The organism is Kosakonia sp. MUSA4 (genome assembly GCF_013085925.1).
Lineage (GTDB): Bacteria > Pseudomonadota > Gammaproteobacteria > Enterobacterales > Enterobacteriaceae > Kosakonia > Kosakonia sacchari_B.
This window is the reverse complement of sequence record NZ_CP025697.1, coordinates 149,905-165,477: the sequence shown is the minus strand read 5'-3', so window position 1 is coordinate 165,477 and position 15,573 is coordinate 149,905. Positions and strand designations below refer to the sequence as shown.

The following is a 15,573-nucleotide window of genomic DNA, read 5'->3' as shown; positions in this document are numbered from 1 at the left end:
GACAAGGTCTGTCGCGCCGGGTCGAGCAGAATTTTTTCCAGCTCTTTCCGGAAAGCCTGGTTATCGAGCAGGTTGGCCCTGAGGTCATGGAGAAGATTGCGCATGGCGAGCATGGCCTTAAGCTGAAGGATCTGGCGGACCACCTGTTCCGGGGAGAAATCCTTCATGCTCCGGAAGGTCAGGCTGATGTTGCCTTCGCTACCGTCATCAGCAAGCGTGTTTTAACGGTCAGATTAACTTTTGGGAATATTCAGAAAGAACGCTGTCAAAATTATTTTATTAATTGCCGTTTTCTCCCGCTCTGATAACGGCGCGATTTCCTGCCCGTTACTGAAATCACCGGCAACCACTCATTTCAACGGTAATTCTGTTTTTTTACCCGCGCCGCCCGTATGCAGATCGCGTTTTAAATCAACACGTGCTTTGGGCATCTTATTCTGGTAATGACAGCAAATAATATATTATTAAGATAAAAAAGAGAAAGCATTATCAGAAACAAAGAGAACATCATTAAAAATATAATTCTTGTTTGATATTAAACAACTTTATGGAAAATATCTTGCATCAAACAAAAGAAATATCGCCTGAGGGTTCTGATTTCATTTTGCTCAGTTTAATATTTTTAAATAAAAGCCAAAGAAATACACTGTAAAATGCAATTTAAATGCATGACCAAATTTGCATCTTTTAATTTAAACTCAATTTGTAAAATATCCTAAAAAAATCTTATTAATTTGATGCATCTCAGAAAAATGTTTAATCTTAGAATTTTAAACCAGAGGAAACCACAATGGCTAAATTAAGAAAAAGTAATATTCCTGCACGAGATAGCCTTACACATGGTTATAAATTTTCAAGCAAACATTTAACCACATGGAAAACACAAAGTTTGCCACAGGGATGCAGACTGATTCACGCAATATTGTTTACGGAGAGCGAACTCTACAATAAACCCGCTGAAAAATTATTTGATACCTGGGATGTTATTTCCATGTCACTTGTCAATATTGGTGAAGTTAAAAACCAGGTAAATAACATGATAAATAAAAATAAAAATACAAAAGGCCATAGCTGGGAGCTGTTAGGAAATGGACTATATAAATTTTGCTCAATTGGACTGGTGCTTGATGTCCCGGAACAAAACATCCTCGGAACCTTCGACGACGATGCATGGTTTCCGAATAGATTCGATGACAGGTATGGTAAAGGGTTAGCCAGAACGTCAAAATTATCGAGTTACATTTTCAGCGGTGAACAGTTTATTGAAGATACACAAAAAACAGGTTTCATTGAAGGCGGCTTTAATCAAATAAAACCCGCTTATGAGTTATCCAGAGACATATACAAATATAATGAAGTCCTTGCCATTGGGAAACCAGGCATAAATATCTATACAGGTTTTCCTGCAACAAGATCAATTAAAGTGACTGCAATCTATGTTGGTTATGAAAAAATGGATTTTTATGATGGGAAATTACAAGCAGTTGGCTCTGAAGCAGATATTATAAAAAGAAATCTCCTGAGGCTTCGCACGGCAAATGGTTTCCATCTTCCGGTAATTGATCCTACCGGCTCGATCATTGAAATGGAAAACTGTAAATTGTAAATTCATTGTCCCGTATAATTTAAGATACGGGATAATTAATTTTCTGGTCTAAACACAACAATAACATTTGAATTTCTTTCCTTTTAACGCGATTAACGCGGCGTCACACGGTCGGCCATAATCACCACGGCGATCCCCGCCTGCGGTCGCAATGCAAGGCACGCTGAGCTGCAATGTGCTGGCGGTGGATGACGACAACGCCATTAAGGTAAACACCACCAGCAGCACGCATTTCATGCTTTGACTTACTTGCGACAGGTCGGCACTTTGGTCAGCAAATCCGGCCACTGTGCGGCCCAGTCACTGCCGTGGCGCATGCCGGGAATCGGTATCACCTGCGCACAGCGCGTCCCTGTCGCCTGCTGGAAACGCTGCGCCACCGATAGCGGCACCGTGCTGTCTTCCGTGCCGCTGAAATGGATCTGCGGCAAGGTGGCAAGCTGCGGCGCGACATCTATCGCGCTGGCGGCATCCGGCATGGCCGAAACATGATGAATCTGGTTCACCCTCGCCACATCGAGGTTCCCGGCCACCGTGCGTAGCGATCGCACATCGTGCCGACGCGCCGCCAGCTGCGCCGCAATGGTTGCGCCGCCGGAGTAGCCAATCAGTTCCAGTTGTACACCCGGCATGCGGCTGACAAAACGGCTCAGCGCCTCATCCATAGCGGCAATCACTTGCGGCGCGAAGCGTTTGTCCGTCCACCACTCCACCGTGCATTCGGCGGGTAACGGCGGGCCGATATACTGGCACGGGCGCGCCAGATAGAGCACAGCAGGCGAAGGATCCGCCGCAGCCAGCTGTAATCCGACCGGGTTACGCGGCGTGGGATCGCTTGACGGTTGTGTCCGGCTTACCCAGGCAAAACCATCCCCTTCGATATAGACACGCAACACCGTTGCTGACGGCGTCGTTTTACTGAAAGTACGCAGCAGAAAGCGGCTTGTTTGCACATTTTCGCTGCTCATGCCTGCTCGTTTCGCTAACTCGCTGGCGGACATTCGCGCATCCCGATCGGCGCATCCGCAGGCCAGAAAAACCAGCATTATCACTATTCCGGGCAGCACATTTTTACAGACACTTATCATGCGTTTTTCACTTAATCAGCGTAGGTCGGTTATACCGTGTGCAATCAGGCGGCAAGGGAAACCGTACAAGGTTTTTGAAACGAGTGCGACACGCGGGCCTGGCGCCGTCGATTCTCGTAATACTATCGGCACAATCAAAACGCAGCTTCACTTCTGTACCCGTTATGCCAGCATCGTCAGCCCTGATAAAGTATGTGTAAGATGCTAATGACCGGGCGAGCGCTATCAGCGCAGACCTACAGCCCGTGCTAATAAATAGGTTCTGCATAACCATAACCCGCCACAGCGGCTCCCGTTTTTGCTTTGATGGTTTCTTATGACAACACAGATGACATTGCAGGAAGCACTACGCCTTGCGTGGCAACACTGGAATGCGGGACAAGCGCCGCAGGCCGAACACTACTGCCGCCAGATCCTCGCACAACACGCCGGCCAGCCGGATGCGCTGCATCTGCTCGGTCTTATCGCCCACGCCTGTGGTCATCTTGATCGCGCCATCGCTCATCTGCGCGAAGCCTGTTCAGCCCCGCAATTTTCCGCGCTCTACGCCAGCAATCTGGCGGAAATGTACCGGCAAAAGGGCGAGCGCGCCGAAGGCGAACAGTGGGCGCGAAAAGCCATCAGCCTCGATCCCACGCAGGTGAACGGCTGGAACAACCTCGGTATTTTGTTGCAGGAGCAGGAAAAACTGGTTGAGAGCGTGCTGTGCCTGGAAAAAGTCGTGGCGCTGACGCCGGGAGCCGCGCAGGCGCACGGGAACCTGGCCAACACCTTGCGTCGTCTCGGCCGCGTTGAGGATGCGCTGGCCCATTATCAACGCGCGCTGGCGCTCGCGCCGGATGAGCCGTCAATCCATAACAACGTTGCCGGGCTGCTGCTTGATAGCGGAAATACAGAACAGGCGTTGGCCCACTGCCAGCGCGCCTTGCAACGGGATCCCCGGCTGGTCGGTGGCTGGATGACCCTGGTCAATATTTACCTTGCGCGTGGCGATCTCACAGCCGCAGAGCAGGCGCTGGTACGTTTGCAGGGTCTGGCACCGCAGCACCCGGCAACCCAGCAAAAACAGGCGCAGTTACGGCAGTTGCAGGGCCGTCATCGCCAGGCCGCCCCGGCTGACTTCAGCGGCGTGTTGCAACAGGTTCAGCCGTTACTTGATGAAGGCCACTATCTTGCCGCCGAAACACTGCTGCGCCCGTTTGTCAGCGGCGGGAATGGGCCGCTGGCCATCTGGCAACGGCTGGCGCTGGCGTTGCGGGCGCAGGGCAAGCTGGAAGAGACGCTGGCGATCCAGAAAATGCTGGTCGATCATCTGCCCGGCGATGCGGTAGCGCGTTTTGATCTGGCCGAAACCCTGCTGCTGACCGGCGATCTGCCAAACGGCTGGCGTGAATACCGCCACCGCTATCAGATGCCGCATACCCGTGACATGTCGCGGCGGGTTCAGCAAGCGCCACGCTGGCAAGGCCAGCCGCTGCCCGGCAAAACACTGCTGATTTTCGATGAACAAGGGTTCGGCGATACGCTGCAATTCATCCGCTTTGTACAGCAGGCAAAACGCCAGAGCCTGGCGCGCATTGTGCTGGATGTGCATCCGCAGTTGCTGGCGCTGATACGCCGCGCCTTTCCCGATGACCAGGTGCTCGGCCGCGGCGAGTTGCCCCCGGCGTTTGACGCCTATTGCGAACTGATGGATCTGCCCGGCTTGCTAAATATTCAACTGGAGGATTTACCGGCCGCGACGGGTTATCTGCATGCCGATCCGCAGCGGCTGGCACACTGGCAGGCGCGTCTTGCCGGGTTGCCGCGCCCGTGGGTGGCGCTGGTATGGGCCGGACGCCCGACGCACGTCAATGATCGCCGCCGCTCGCTGTCACTGGCGCAATTTGCGCCGTTCGCCCGAACGGATGCCACATTTCTCCTGATCCAGAAAGGCGACGCCAGCCAGCAGACGCCGCCGCAAGGGATGCGTGCAGAAGCGCTCAGCGCAGAAATTGAGGATTTCGATGACACGGCGGCCATTCTGTCGCTGGCGGATCTTCTGATTTCCGTCGATTCCTCGCCGGTACATCTGGCCGGGGCGTTACAGCGCCCCTGCTGGACGCTGCTGCCATTTATTCCGGACTGGCGCTGGCTGATGCAGCGGGACGATTCACCGTGGTATCCCGGCATGCGGCTGTTCCGCCAGCCCGCCATCGACGACTGGGCAACCACGCTGGAGAATGCCGCCAGCGCCTTGCAGACAGGGATAGAAACGCCGCGCGCAGGATGAGTCTGATTGTTTTCTAATGGTTTTCCGACGATAGTGACCTTTTTGCCGAAACGGACATTTCGATGATGAAGCCTGTAAATCGTACTGCGCTTAACACGGCAGCGTTTCTGCTGCTGTTGATCCTTCTCTATACCGGACTCTTTGCCAAAGATCGTACCACCTGGCTGATGGAAGTGGTTCCCGTGCTGATTGTGGTACCCCTGCTGCTCGCCACCTGGCGGCGCTATCCGCTCACTTCACTGCTCTACGTGCTGATTTTCTTCCACGCCATCATCCTGATGGTTGGCGGTCTGTACACCTACGCCAAAGTGCCCATTGGCTTTGATGTGCAGCATTTATTCGGCCTGAGCCGCAACCCGTACGATAAGCTCGGCCACTTCTTTCAGGGGCTGGTGCCTGCGCTTGCGGCGCGGGAGATCCTGCTGCGCGGGCAGTACGTGCGCGGCGGCAAGATGCTCGACTTTATTGTCTGCTGCATCGCGCTGGCCATCAGCGCCACCTATGAACTGATCGAATGGTGGGCGGCGCTGGCGATGGGCCAGGGTGCCGATGAGTTTCTCGGTACGCAGGGCGATCCCTGGGATACGCAGTCAGATATGTTCTGCGCCCTGCTCGGTTCGCTGACTACCGTGCTGCTGCTGGGGCGCTGGCATACGCGCTTGCTTAAAAAATAAAACGTGCGGTGAGGGTGGAGGCGGATATCGCCGCCGCCTATACTGCGCAAATCATCCCCCATCCCCTGAATTCTATGACCACGCAAACTCTGACCCGCGACTGGCGCTGGCCGGTCGCATTCGCCGTGCTGGCGGTAGCGGTAGCGGCTTTGTTCACGCTGCACGCCCACTGGGCTGCATTTCTGCAATGGTGCCTGGCAACGCAAATCACCCTGCACCGTTACCTGGTCATGTATCTGCTTCAGCTCAACAACCACCAATATAGCGGCGGAGTATGGCTGCTGGTCGGCGCGTTTTTTTATGGCGTACTGCATGCTGTCGGGCCAGGCCACGGCAAATTTATTGTGACAACCTATCTCAGTACGAATAACGAAAGCCAGACCGCCGCGCGCGTCATCCCGGTGCTGGGCAGCCTGATGCAGGGCGTCAGCGCCATTCTGTTTGTCTTCGTGCTGGCGGTCGGTTTTAACCTCGCCTCCGGCGATCTCAGTGAAAGCCGCTGGTACGTGGAGAAAGTCAGCGCCGTAATGATCGGCGGCTTCGGCGCGTATGTGGCGTGGAATGCCGCGAAAAGCCTGCGGCCGCGCAAGCTGAAATTCAACGCATTTTCCCCGCTACATCAACATGGTGCCGATTGCGGCTGCGGCCATCATGGCGTCGGTGCCAGTACGCAGGGCGACTGGAAAACTCGCCTCGGCGTGATCCTCGCCATTGGCGCGCGGCCATGCAGCGGGGCAATCATGATTTTACTGTTCTCGAACGCGCTCGGCATTGTGAGCTGGGGGATTGCAGCGGTGATGACCATGGCGATTGGCACCGCGCTGTCCATCCTCGGCCTGTCGCTGGCCGTGCGCTATGCGCGCAACCGGGCAGCCACCTTTTTTGGCGACGAGGCAAGCCAGATGCGCTGGCTGGTCCCCGTGCTAAAAATTGCCGGTGGCGTGGCGCTGATGCTGTTTGCCGTGGTGCTGTTCCTGACGGTGATTCCGGTCAGTGCGAACGGCGATTTTATTGCGGCAGGTTGTTAAGCCGCGCCCAAAAAAAAGACCCTTACGGGTCTTTTTGCCTGGCAGTAACGCTTACTCGTTGATGCGCGGATGTTGATCCACCAGACGCGTGCGCTTTGCCTGCAACTCAGCGATCTCCGCGTCGATATCTTCGATTTTCTGTTCGATATTGTCGTGGTGCTCACGCAGGATCTCTTTCGCTTCCTGAATATCCGATGCGGCGGGCGTCGCGCCTTTCAACGGGCGGTTCGCGGTCTCTTTCATCGTCAGGCCGGTAATCAGGCCAATCACCGCCACAATCATCAGGTAGTAAGCGGGCATTAACAGATTTTCTGAGCTTTCTACCAGCCAGGCCGTCAGGGTCGGCGTCAGACCAGCAACCAGAATCGAGATGTTAAAGGCGCTCGCCAGCGCACTGTAGCGAATATGCGTCGGGAACATGGCGGGCAGCGTAGAAGCCATCACGCCGGTAAAGCAGTTGAGGATCACCGCCAGCAGCAGCAGGCCCGCGAAAATCAAGCCAATCACATTGCTGTTAATCAGAATAAAGCACGGAACGGCGAGGGCAAACAGCGCCACGCTGCCCAGCAGCACGAACGGGCGGCGGCCAAAACGGTCACTCAGCAGCCCCATCACCGGCTGGACAAACAGCATACCAATCATGATAGCGATGATGATCAACACGCCGTGATCTTCCGAGTAGTGCAGGTTATGCGACAGGTAGCTCGGCATATAGGTCAGCAGCATGTAGTAGGTGACGTTGGTGGAAATCACCAGGCCAATACAGGTCAACAGCGCGCGCCAGTGTTTGGTAGCGATCTCTTTAAACGAGACTTTCGGCCCCTCTTGCAGCCCCTGACGATCGCCCTGCTCCAGCTTATCGACATGCTGCTGGAACGCCGGGGTCTCTTCCAGCGCGTGGCGCAAATAGAGGCCGATAAGGCCGAGCGGCAGCGCCAGGAAGAACGGAATACGCCAGCCCCAGTCAAGGAAGTTCTCCTCGCCCACCACGGTGGAGAGCAGCACGACCACGCCTGCGCCAAGCACAAAACCAGCAATCGAACCAAAGTCCAGCCAGCTTCCCATAAAACCGCGTTTACGGTCCGGGGAGTACTCCGCAACAAAGATCGACGCGCCGGTATACTCGCCGCCAACGGAGAAGCCCTGCGCCATCTTACACAGCAGCAACAGAATCGGCGCCCAGATGCCTATCGTGGCGTAGGAGGGGATCAACCCGATACAGAAAGTACTGATCGACATGATGACAATGGTGATGGCGAGGATTTTCTGTCGCCCGTACTTATCACCCAACATACCGAAGAACAGACCGCCCAGCGGGCGAATCAAGAAGGGAACGGAGAATGTCCCGAGCGCAGCAATCATCTGTACGCTGGGGTTTGCATCGGGGAAGAACACCTTACCAAGGGCGTAGGCGACAAAGCCGTAGACGCCGAAATCAAACCACTCCATCGCATTACCGAGTGAAGCGGCGGTAATCGCTTTGCGCAATTTCGCATCGTCAATGATGGTCACATCGCGCAATGTAATGGGTTTAACTTTTTTCCTTTTTAACATGCATGTTTTCCTCTTTAGCTTGCGCCCTGAACCACCCGACGCTTATCCCTGCCGGGCGTTTTTACAGCTTTTCAGCCTTCCTGTTCAAGCGTAGCAGGTTTACTTACACGGGCTTTTTCCGCCGTACAACCGAACCTGTTGACGCCTGTTGGGCAGTGAATGACTTATTTACCCTAGCAGGGTTTAAAAGTGTGATCAAATTCACACAGTTTTACCCACTGATATTCAGCCTCTCCTTTTCATCCCCTGCACGCCTTTTTCCACAGCACAACGCAGCTTATATCCACGCAAACACCCAGGTTTTATCACGGTCGTGATTATTACTTTGCTAGTGTCCTCATTACTCTATTTCCGTCACAACCTAATTACATCTCTAATAACAGAAACAACACCAACAAGTTTTTATACGGAATATGTGATCAATATAACTAAAACATTGTTTTATTCTTATTGAATCAATATTCCCAAGAAAGCATGATACGCCCATAAAAAGCGGAGCTAAGAAATGTCTTGCAAGGATTGCCCGTCAATTTTAGGGCGTTCCGCGAAAGTCGATAGTGAATATTTAATGAGCAACGCTATTTAACCACCTGAATTGAAAGCTATTAACTTCCAGTTTTCCTCGTTCATGATAATGACGAGCAGTGAGGATTCTCTATGAAAATCAAGGCCACGATTGAACGTATCCCTGGCGGGATGATGCTGGTTCCGCTGTTGCTGGGGGCAATTCTGAATACACTGGCGCCGGATACCGGGGCTTATTTCGGCTCTTTCACCAAGGGCATGATTAGCGGTACGGTGCCGATTCTTGCAGTCTGGTTCTTCTGTATTGGCGCCTCCATTGATTTGCGTGCAACCGGCACCGTATTACGTAAATCCGGCACACTGGTGCTGACCAAAATCGCTGTGGCCTGGCTCGTGGCGATGATCGCCGCGTCATTTATTCCGGACAGCGGAATTCAGACCGGTTTCTTTGCCGGGCTGTCGGTGCTGGCGCTGGTTTCCGCCATGGATATGACTAACGGCGGTCTGTATGCCAGCCTGATGAACCAGTACGGCAGCAAAGAAGAATCGGGCGCTTTCGTTCTGATGTCGCTGGAATCCGGCCCGCTGATGACCATGGTGATCCTCGGTTCCGCTGGCCTCGCTTCCTTTGAACCCCACCACTTTGTTGGCGCGGTTCTGCCGTTCCTGATTGGTTTTGCGCTGGGCAACCTCGATCACGATCTGCGTGCTTTCTTCAGCAAAGCAACGCCGGTACTGATCCCGTTCTTCGGCTTCGCGCTGGGTAACACCATCAACCTGAGCGTGATTATGCAGACCGGTCTGCTGGGCATTTTCCTCGGCGTTGCGGTCATCATCATCACCGGTATTCCGCTGATTATTGCCGACCGCGTGATCGGCGGCGGTAACGGTACGGCGGGCGTCGCAGCCTCTTCAGCCGCCGGTGCGGCCGTGGCGAACCCGGTGATTATTGCGCAGATCAACCCGGCGTTTGAACCGGTTGCCGCCTCCGCAACGGCGTTAGTCGCTGCGAGTGTGATTGTGACGGCGATTCTGGTGCCGATTATCACCGCCCTGTATGCCAAACGCTTTGGCAATCCAGCGCAAGCGGCAAACCGCGCGGAAAAACCGGTCGAATCCACCGGCCATTAATCCTCTATAAAAAAAGCCCTGACCGGGCTTTTTGCTTCGCTATGTCCTGCGATTACCAGCCAGACCGGCCAGACAATTGCAGGGCACACCGTTTACTCACCGAAGATCTCTTCCACCATTGCCGTGGCGATACGTGATGCCGAACAGAGACGCGGCATTCCGAGGGCTACAGTCTGCCAGCTCTGTGTGACCGACCAGCAAATAGGATGGCGTTCGGCATCGCACCAGTCACCAAGCCAGCCGAGTAAATCCTTATAATCCATCAGCCCCGGCGTGGAAGGCGTTGCCAGCCACTGATGATAAAAATGGCGGGTCGTCGGCGCGGCATTGATCCCCTGCGCCAGAAAATCGGCGGCCATGGCGCATAAATTGTCTTTCAGCATCTGCGCCACATCTTCGTTGCCCAGACGACAGGCATCGCCGAAAGCGCCCCAACGCAGCTCCTCCAGCGCCACATAACAGCGCCCGGCCATCGACCAGCCGTTGTAGTTTCCGGCGCGCCAGTGGGCAAAAACCTGTTCGCTGTGATGTCCGGCCTGTACCGCCAGCCCACGTTGCGTCAGCGCTTTCTCTTTCCAGGCGGCGCGCTGGCTGAAGTGGCTCAACAACTCTTCATACTGTTGCACGCTGCCGGGATTTACCGAACGCCGTTCCGCCTGCTGCAATGTGCTAAGCCGCTGGGTAATACGCGTGAGTGCCAAATGTCCGGGATCGAGCATGCTCGCCAGCTTCTCCGCCAGCCCTAAACGTAAGGTATCGTTTTCATTTAATACGCCGGACATCGCCCACGGCCGCAGTTGAGTTTGCGCCATGATCTCTTGCGTCAGGCGTTCACGAAATAACTGCTGCTGCGGCACAATCGGCGACTGGCGCGCCGCGTCTGCGCCCTGTACCAGATCAACGATAAATTTTGGATGAATACACTCAAGTACCCGTCCGGGGCCATCCAGAAGTTGATTTTTCATGGCTGCTCTGCTGCGAATAAGGTTTGTATATCATCGCGTAACAGCCGGGCATCTTCATGGATCCAGTTAGCCGTCCTGATGCTCTGTTGCAGTTGCTGACGCAACATCAGCACTGATGATTCGTTTTGCTGACGTATCGCCAGGCTGTCACGCAAACTTTCCTGTAGTCCCGCAAGACTTAACGAGAATTCGGCGAAAAATGTCGCCATCCCTGCCGTAACAGAAACATCGACCTGCGCTGCCAAAGCTTTATGAATTTGTTCACAAAAATGAGCCACATGGCCGATCAGCTTTTTATGCAGCGCGGCAATATCGATCACGTAACGGGTGCGGGTAGCAACATAATCATCCCAACCCCAACCGGGATTATTTAACCAGCGCGACACCGTTTCCCGCATACTGCCGGAACGCGGTGCCTGCCCGGCTGGCGTATCTTCCGGGGCGATCACGTTGGTGAACAGGGAACGGGTATTAAAGTTGAGCGCGCTGGGCTGGAACGCCGGGAAACTGATACGCGCGCGGAAACCAGCATGGTTAAGCTCTTCTTTAATACGCGTTTCAATCGGGCGCATGGCATCGTTCAGCGAACGCGTCAGCGTGTTTTCCAGCTCATCAAAGCGCAGCGCCAGTTCACGGCTGATGCGCTCCTGCGCCGCCAGCAGAATGGTTTCACAGGCCGAACGGATCTTGCTGAGGGCAATTTGCGCCTGGCCTTCGTTTTCCAGCACCAGTTGACCGGGGTTAAAACCTTCATCAAGGCGCAAATCAGCCTTACCGTCGCCAAACGTCTCCATCATCTGCCCATCGTGGAACCAGGCATCAATGGCCTCAACAATTTCGAACTGCTGGCCGTGGATAAAGATCTCCGCCGCCGCCAGCGCCTCTTCGACTTCATGTTCGATCTCGTCGCTGACGGATGCCTGGCTGGTGCGCAGCAGCGCCATATCCTCTTCCAGCCGGGTAATATTTTGCTCCAGTTGCTCGTAAGCCACCGTCAGCCCCTGATAGCGAAAATCGAGATATTCGCGCGCGCTCTGGGTGTAATTGAGCAACTTATGCGATGCAGAACGCAGCGCGTACAGCGAGGCATTGGCATGCGCGGCGTGCAGTAACTTACGGATCGGTTTCTCAAACAGCGAATCTTCCCACAGCAGCTCTGCCGCGTGGTGAATATGCTCAATATCGTCCAGATCGGCGGTGCGCCAGCGGCGGCCCAGCGCCGCTTCGGCAAAATCCTGCACCCAGCGCTGCTCCTGCGGATCCGGCAACTGACCGCGATGTTTTAGCTCATGGCGCGCACGGTTAGCCAGATATCCCCACATCGAAGAGACCGGAAAGATCTGCGTTGGGTTGATATTGCCTTTCATCAGTGTTCCGGAAATCAGCGCCCGCACCTGCTCTTCGTCATCGCTGTTACGATCTTTCTGATCGAATTTATTCACTAACGCGTACAGCGGCACCGAACGCCCCACCGCTGAAATCGCGCGGCGTACCTCTTCATCGGAGATAGATTTAAGTTGTGTGTAATCCATCACCGCTAACACGGCGGAGGCGCGCGCCAGCTGTTCGTTGAGCATTTTTTGCAGATGCGGCTGCCCGGCTTCATTCGGCCCGGGGGTATCCAGCAACGTGAGCTGGCCGAGTTGGTTCTCCAGCCCGGCCAGATGCACAAACTCCACTTCAATCACCGGGATATGTTCAATCGCCGCGTAAGCAGAGAAAGGAAAATCCACATCCAGCGCTTTCGACAGGCGCACCAGGTCGTTGAGGCTTTTTAGGCAGTGGAAAATGGGTTGCGCACCGAGATAGTGCTTATCAAATGCATCGCCTTGCGCAATACGATCCAGCAGCGCAGCCATGTCTTTATCGATCTCAAGCTGCTGCGCCAGCTTTTCCCGGTCATAGTTGAACAGCCGGGTTTGCAGTTGCTGCGCAAGCGCGTCAATCGGGCCGACATGGGAGAAATGCAGGATCGGCTCTTTCTGACCCGGCGTATGGCGAATCAGCGTCGGCAACGCGGTCATCGGCCGGTTGCGGTTGGGCAATACTTCCGTCCCCACGATCGCATTAATGGTGGTGGATTTGCCGGCTTTCATGGTACCGACGATCGCCAGCACCATCTCCAGTCGGGTGATTTTCCGTAATTCGTTATGCAGCGTCGCCTGTTGCGCCTCTACGCCGCGAGCGCTGAAATGCAAAGGCAGCACATTGGCATTTTCTGCCTTACCGACCGCGTTCGTCTCATCAAACGTCGCTGCCGGTATTTTTTTCAGTGCCTGGAGATTATGCAGTGAAAGTTGTAACAACCTTTCTGCTTCCTGGCTTAATTCAAAAATTGTTTGTGTGTGCATGACAAAAGTCTTTCCTTAACGCAAATTTTCTTACTTTTATTTAGCCGGAATGTTTTATTAGTGAAGTTTCGGCTTTTATAATTACGTGTGGAAAATATCTTCGAAAAGATAAACACCTGATGATAATCAGGAAAATATAATTTTTATCTCAAAAAATGGCAGCGTCACACCTCCGGCTTTTAAAGACCAGAGAGTTAGAGCGTAGCTCATTTTCAGGAACAAACAGGATATATCGTCATTATTTACCCACCCGATTTGAGAGGAAATTATCTGTCGCTGAAACAGACATAGTAGGCATGACAGTTTAGTTATCTAATGGCACCGTATACTACACGCCACCATATCTGAATTACTAAATGGTGGCAATTTCCGCCATAAAATATTCTAAATATTATCTCAGGAAGTTTGCTTCCGGCCTTTCTGCGATAAGCATCGCTTAAGCGAATGACAGGTTATGTCACCGCCTGGGCTTTTTTTATCCTCACGTCTGGAAAATAATAACAACGGCAATTGTGCGGTTTTGCTGTATAATTGCAGTCTTTCAGGCATTGTGCCTTTTGTGCTGGCCACTGCCAGCGTTGTATGTTCTTTTGAGGAAATCCCTATGCAACTCCCCCACTGTCCAAAATGTAATTCCGAATACACCTATGAAGATAATGGCATGTTCATTTGCCCGGAATGCGCTCACGAGTGGAACAATGCTGAACCGGCACACGACGCCGATGAATTAATCGTCAAGGATGCCAATGGCAATCTGCTGGCCGACGGCGATAGCGTAACGGTAATTAAAGATTTGAAAGTAAAAGGCAGTTCTTCAATGTTGAAGATCGGCACCAAAGTTAAAAATATTCGTCTGGTCGAAGGCGATCATAATATCGATTGTAAAATCGACGGCTTCGGTCCGATGAAACTGAAATCAGAATTCGTTAAAAAGAACTGATGATTCGGCGGGAAGCGCATACTTCCCGCCTGGCTTTCTTTCACTTTCCCCCGCTACACTCAATGGCAGATTTCGTTACCAGAGGTAATGATTATGCCGCTCAGTCCCTACATCTCTTTTTCAGGCCAGTGCAACGACGCCATTCAGTTCTACCAGCAGGCTTTACAGGCTGAATTACTCTATAAAATCACCTTCGGCGAAATGCCCAACCCCCCGGAAGCGAATGATGACGGCTGTGCCGCCGGGTATGCGTTTGCCGAAAGCGATATTGCTCACGCCAGCCTGCACATCGCCGGTAGTGAGATCATGATGAGCGACGGCAAACAAGGCGCTGCGGCGTACGCAGGTTTTACCTTAAGCCTCGCCACCCAGGATATCGCGCAGGGCAAAGCCTGGTTTGACGCCCTGGCCGCCGAAGGCCACATCACGATGCCCTGGCAGGAAACCTTCTGGGCGCAGGGTTTTGGCATGGTGACGGATAAATTCGGCATCCCGTGGATGGTCAACGTCGCCAAACCACCGCAAACCTGATTCACCACATATTCCCCAACGGGAGCCGTCGGCGGCTCCCTTTTTTTGCCCATTGCGCATCACTATTCATCTCTCAGCAACGATTGCATAACCCAAATGAAACATTAGTCCGCCAGCATGGACTCACGCTGTGATGACTGCCATAAGGCAGCCGTTTTTTACCCGTGAGGTTCAGATGACCATGCACTTGTCCAGACATCCGACCAGCTATCCCACGCGCTATCAGGAAATTGCCGCCAGGCTGGAGCAGGAGTTGCGAAATAACTATCACTGCGGCGACTGGCTGCCAGCGGAACAGCAACTGGCCGCACGTTTTGAGGTAAATCGCCACACTTTACGCCGCGCCATCGATCAACTGGTGGAGAAAGGCTGGGTGCAGCGCCGCCAGGGCATCGGCGTGCTGGTGCTGATGCGCCCGTTTGATTACCCACTCAACGCCCAGGCGCGCTTTAGCCAGAACCTGCTCGATCAGGGCAGCCATCCCACCAGCGAACGCCTGCTGGCGGTGCTGCGCCCGGCCTCCGAGCATATCGCCGATGCGTTGGGCATCAGCGAAGGCGACAACGTGGTGCATTTACGCACCCGCCGCCGGGTGAATGGCGTGGCCCTCTGTCTCATTGATCACTACTTCGCCGATCTCACGCTGTGGCCGCTGCTGCAGCAGTTCGACCACGGTTCGCTGCATGACTTTTTGCGTGAACGCGCGGGGATCAGCCTGAAACGTACCCAGACGCGCATCAGCGCGCGTCGTGCGCAGGTGAAAGAGAGCCGCTGGCTGGAGATTCCCAATATGGCGCCTCTGCTCTGCGTGCGCACCCTTAACCATCGCGAAGGCGACGTCAACGCGACGGAGTACTCCGTCAGCCTGACCCGCGCCGACATGATCGAATTCACCATGGAGCACTGAG

At 53.9% G+C, this 15,573-nt stretch carries 12 protein-coding genes and 1 pseudogene; 8 read left to right on the top strand and 5 right to left on the bottom strand.

The features are described 5' to 3' along the window. Positions 1-14: 14 nt before the first annotated feature. A pseudogene (gene tssB / locus C0557_RS00735) lies at positions 15-431 on the bottom strand (type VI secretion system contractile sheath small subunit); the annotation flags it as partial. A 359-nt stretch (positions 432-790) separates the two neighbouring features. On the opposite strand from tssB, the gene C0557_RS00730 reads away from it, so the two are divergent. Further along, positions 791-1,606 (top strand): hypothetical protein, encoded by an 816-nt coding sequence (locus C0557_RS00730; protein WP_208657159.1) that lies wholly within the window; start codon positions 791-793, stop codon positions 1,604-1,606. Between the two features lie 245 nt (positions 1,607-1,851). On the opposite strand, the gene C0557_RS00725 is transcribed toward C0557_RS00730, so the two are convergent. Beyond that, a complete protein-coding gene (locus tag C0557_RS00725) occupies positions 1,852-2,652 on the bottom strand; it encodes an alpha/beta hydrolase (RefSeq protein WP_253073766.1) in 801 nt (266 codons plus the stop codon). Positions 2,653-3,010: 358 nt separating this feature from the next. Here C0557_RS00725 and C0557_RS00720 point away from each other — a divergent pair, with 358 nt between their 5' ends. From C0557_RS00720 to C0557_RS00710, 3 genes are all read left to right on the top strand, one after another. Further along, entirely contained in the window at positions 3,011-4,966 is a 1,956-nt protein-coding gene (locus tag C0557_RS00720; protein ID WP_217273277.1) for a tetratricopeptide repeat protein, read from the top strand. A gap of 62 nt (positions 4,967-5,028) precedes the next feature. After that, on the top strand, positions 5,029-5,640 hold the full coding sequence (locus C0557_RS00715) for a DUF2238 domain-containing protein (protein WP_208657157.1): 612 nt from the start codon (positions 5,029-5,031) through the stop codon (positions 5,638-5,640). A gap of 74 nt (positions 5,641-5,714) precedes the next feature. Continuing rightward, entirely contained in the window at positions 5,715-6,668 is a 954-nt protein-coding gene (locus C0557_RS00710; protein WP_208657156.1) for a nickel/cobalt transporter, read from the top strand. A 51-nt stretch (positions 6,669-6,719) separates the two neighbouring features. On the opposite strand, the gene proP is transcribed toward C0557_RS00710, so the two are convergent. After that, positions 6,720-8,222, bottom strand: coding sequence for a glycine betaine/L-proline transporter ProP (gene proP / locus C0557_RS00705; RefSeq protein WP_208657155.1), 1,503 nt, complete (start codon positions 8,220-8,222; stop codon positions 6,720-6,722). 657 nt (positions 8,223-8,879) lie between these two features. Here proP and kdgT point away from each other — a divergent pair. Further along, the gene (gene kdgT / locus C0557_RS00700; RefSeq protein ID WP_074780328.1) at positions 8,880-9,878 is read left to right on the top strand and encodes a 2-keto-3-deoxygluconate transporter; all 999 of its coding nucleotides are present in this window, start codon (positions 8,880-8,882) and stop codon (positions 9,876-9,878) included. A 92-nt stretch (positions 9,879-9,970) separates the two neighbouring features. On the opposite strand, the gene C0557_RS00695 is transcribed toward kdgT, so the two are convergent. Next, entirely contained in the window at positions 9,971-10,843 is an 873-nt protein-coding gene (locus C0557_RS00695) for a diguanylate cyclase regulator RdcB family protein (RefSeq protein ID WP_208657154.1), read from the bottom strand. After that, on the bottom strand, positions 10,840-13,194 hold the full coding sequence (crfC, locus tag C0557_RS00690; RefSeq protein ID WP_208657153.1) for a clamp-binding protein CrfC: 2,355 nt from the start codon (positions 13,192-13,194) through the stop codon (positions 10,840-10,842). Before crfC ends, C0557_RS00695 begins: the two co-directional genes overlap by 4 nt. A 604-nt stretch (positions 13,195-13,798) precedes the next feature. Here crfC and C0557_RS00685 point away from each other — a divergent pair. From C0557_RS00685 to phnF, 3 genes are all read left to right on the top strand, one after another. Further along, the gene (locus C0557_RS00685) at positions 13,799-14,134 is read left to right on the top strand and encodes a zinc ribbon domain-containing protein YjdM (protein WP_007372530.1); all 336 of its coding nucleotides are present in this window, start codon (positions 13,799-13,801) and stop codon (positions 14,132-14,134) included. Positions 14,135-14,227: 93 nt separating this feature from the next. Beyond that, entirely contained in the window at positions 14,228-14,665 is a 438-nt protein-coding gene (gene yjdN / locus C0557_RS00680; protein WP_208657152.1) for a VOC family metalloprotein YjdN, read from the top strand. A 181-nt stretch (positions 14,666-14,846) separates the two neighbouring features. Beyond that, complete coding sequence (gene phnF / locus C0557_RS00675; protein WP_074780383.1) at positions 14,847-15,572, top strand: phosphonate metabolism transcriptional regulator PhnF; 726 nt, start codon at positions 14,847-14,849, stop codon at positions 15,570-15,572. Position 15,573: the final 1 nt, after the last annotated feature.

Excerpts from the sequence above, each read along its gene's own strand:
- C0557_RS00730 (WP_208657159.1), top strand. The coding sequence starts at position 791 with ATGGCTAAATTAAGAAAAAGTAATATTCCTGCACGAGATAGCCTTACA.
- C0557_RS00725 (WP_253073766.1), bottom strand. The coding sequence starts at position 2,652 with ATGCTGGTTTTTCTGGCCTGCGGATGCGCCGATCGGGATGCGCGAATG.
- C0557_RS00720 (WP_217273277.1), top strand. The coding sequence starts at position 3,011 with ATGACAACACAGATGACATTGCAGGAAGCACTACGCCTTGCGTGGCAA.
- C0557_RS00715 (WP_208657157.1), top strand. The coding sequence starts at position 5,029 with ATGATGAAGCCTGTAAATCGTACTGCGCTTAACACGGCAGCGTTTCTG.
- C0557_RS00710 (WP_208657156.1), top strand. The coding sequence starts at position 5,715 with ATGACCACGCAAACTCTGACCCGCGACTGGCGCTGGCCGGTCGCATTC.
- proP (WP_208657155.1), bottom strand. The coding sequence starts at position 8,222 with ATGTTAAAAAGGAAAAAAGTTAAACCCATTACATTGCGCGATGTGACC.
- kdgT (WP_074780328.1), top strand. The coding sequence starts at position 8,880 with ATGAAAATCAAGGCCACGATTGAACGTATCCCTGGCGGGATGATGCTG.
- C0557_RS00695 (WP_208657154.1), bottom strand. The coding sequence starts at position 10,843 with ATGAAAAATCAACTTCTGGATGGCCCCGGACGGGTACTTGAGTGTATT.
- crfC (WP_208657153.1), bottom strand. The coding sequence starts at position 13,194 with ATGCACACACAAACAATTTTTGAATTAAGCCAGGAAGCAGAAAGGTTG.
- C0557_RS00685 (WP_007372530.1), top strand. The coding sequence starts at position 13,799 with ATGCAACTCCCCCACTGTCCAAAATGTAATTCCGAATACACCTATGAA.
- yjdN (WP_208657152.1), top strand. The coding sequence starts at position 14,228 with ATGCCGCTCAGTCCCTACATCTCTTTTTCAGGCCAGTGCAACGACGCC.
- phnF (WP_074780383.1), top strand. The coding sequence starts at position 14,847 with ATGCACTTGTCCAGACATCCGACCAGCTATCCCACGCGCTATCAGGAA.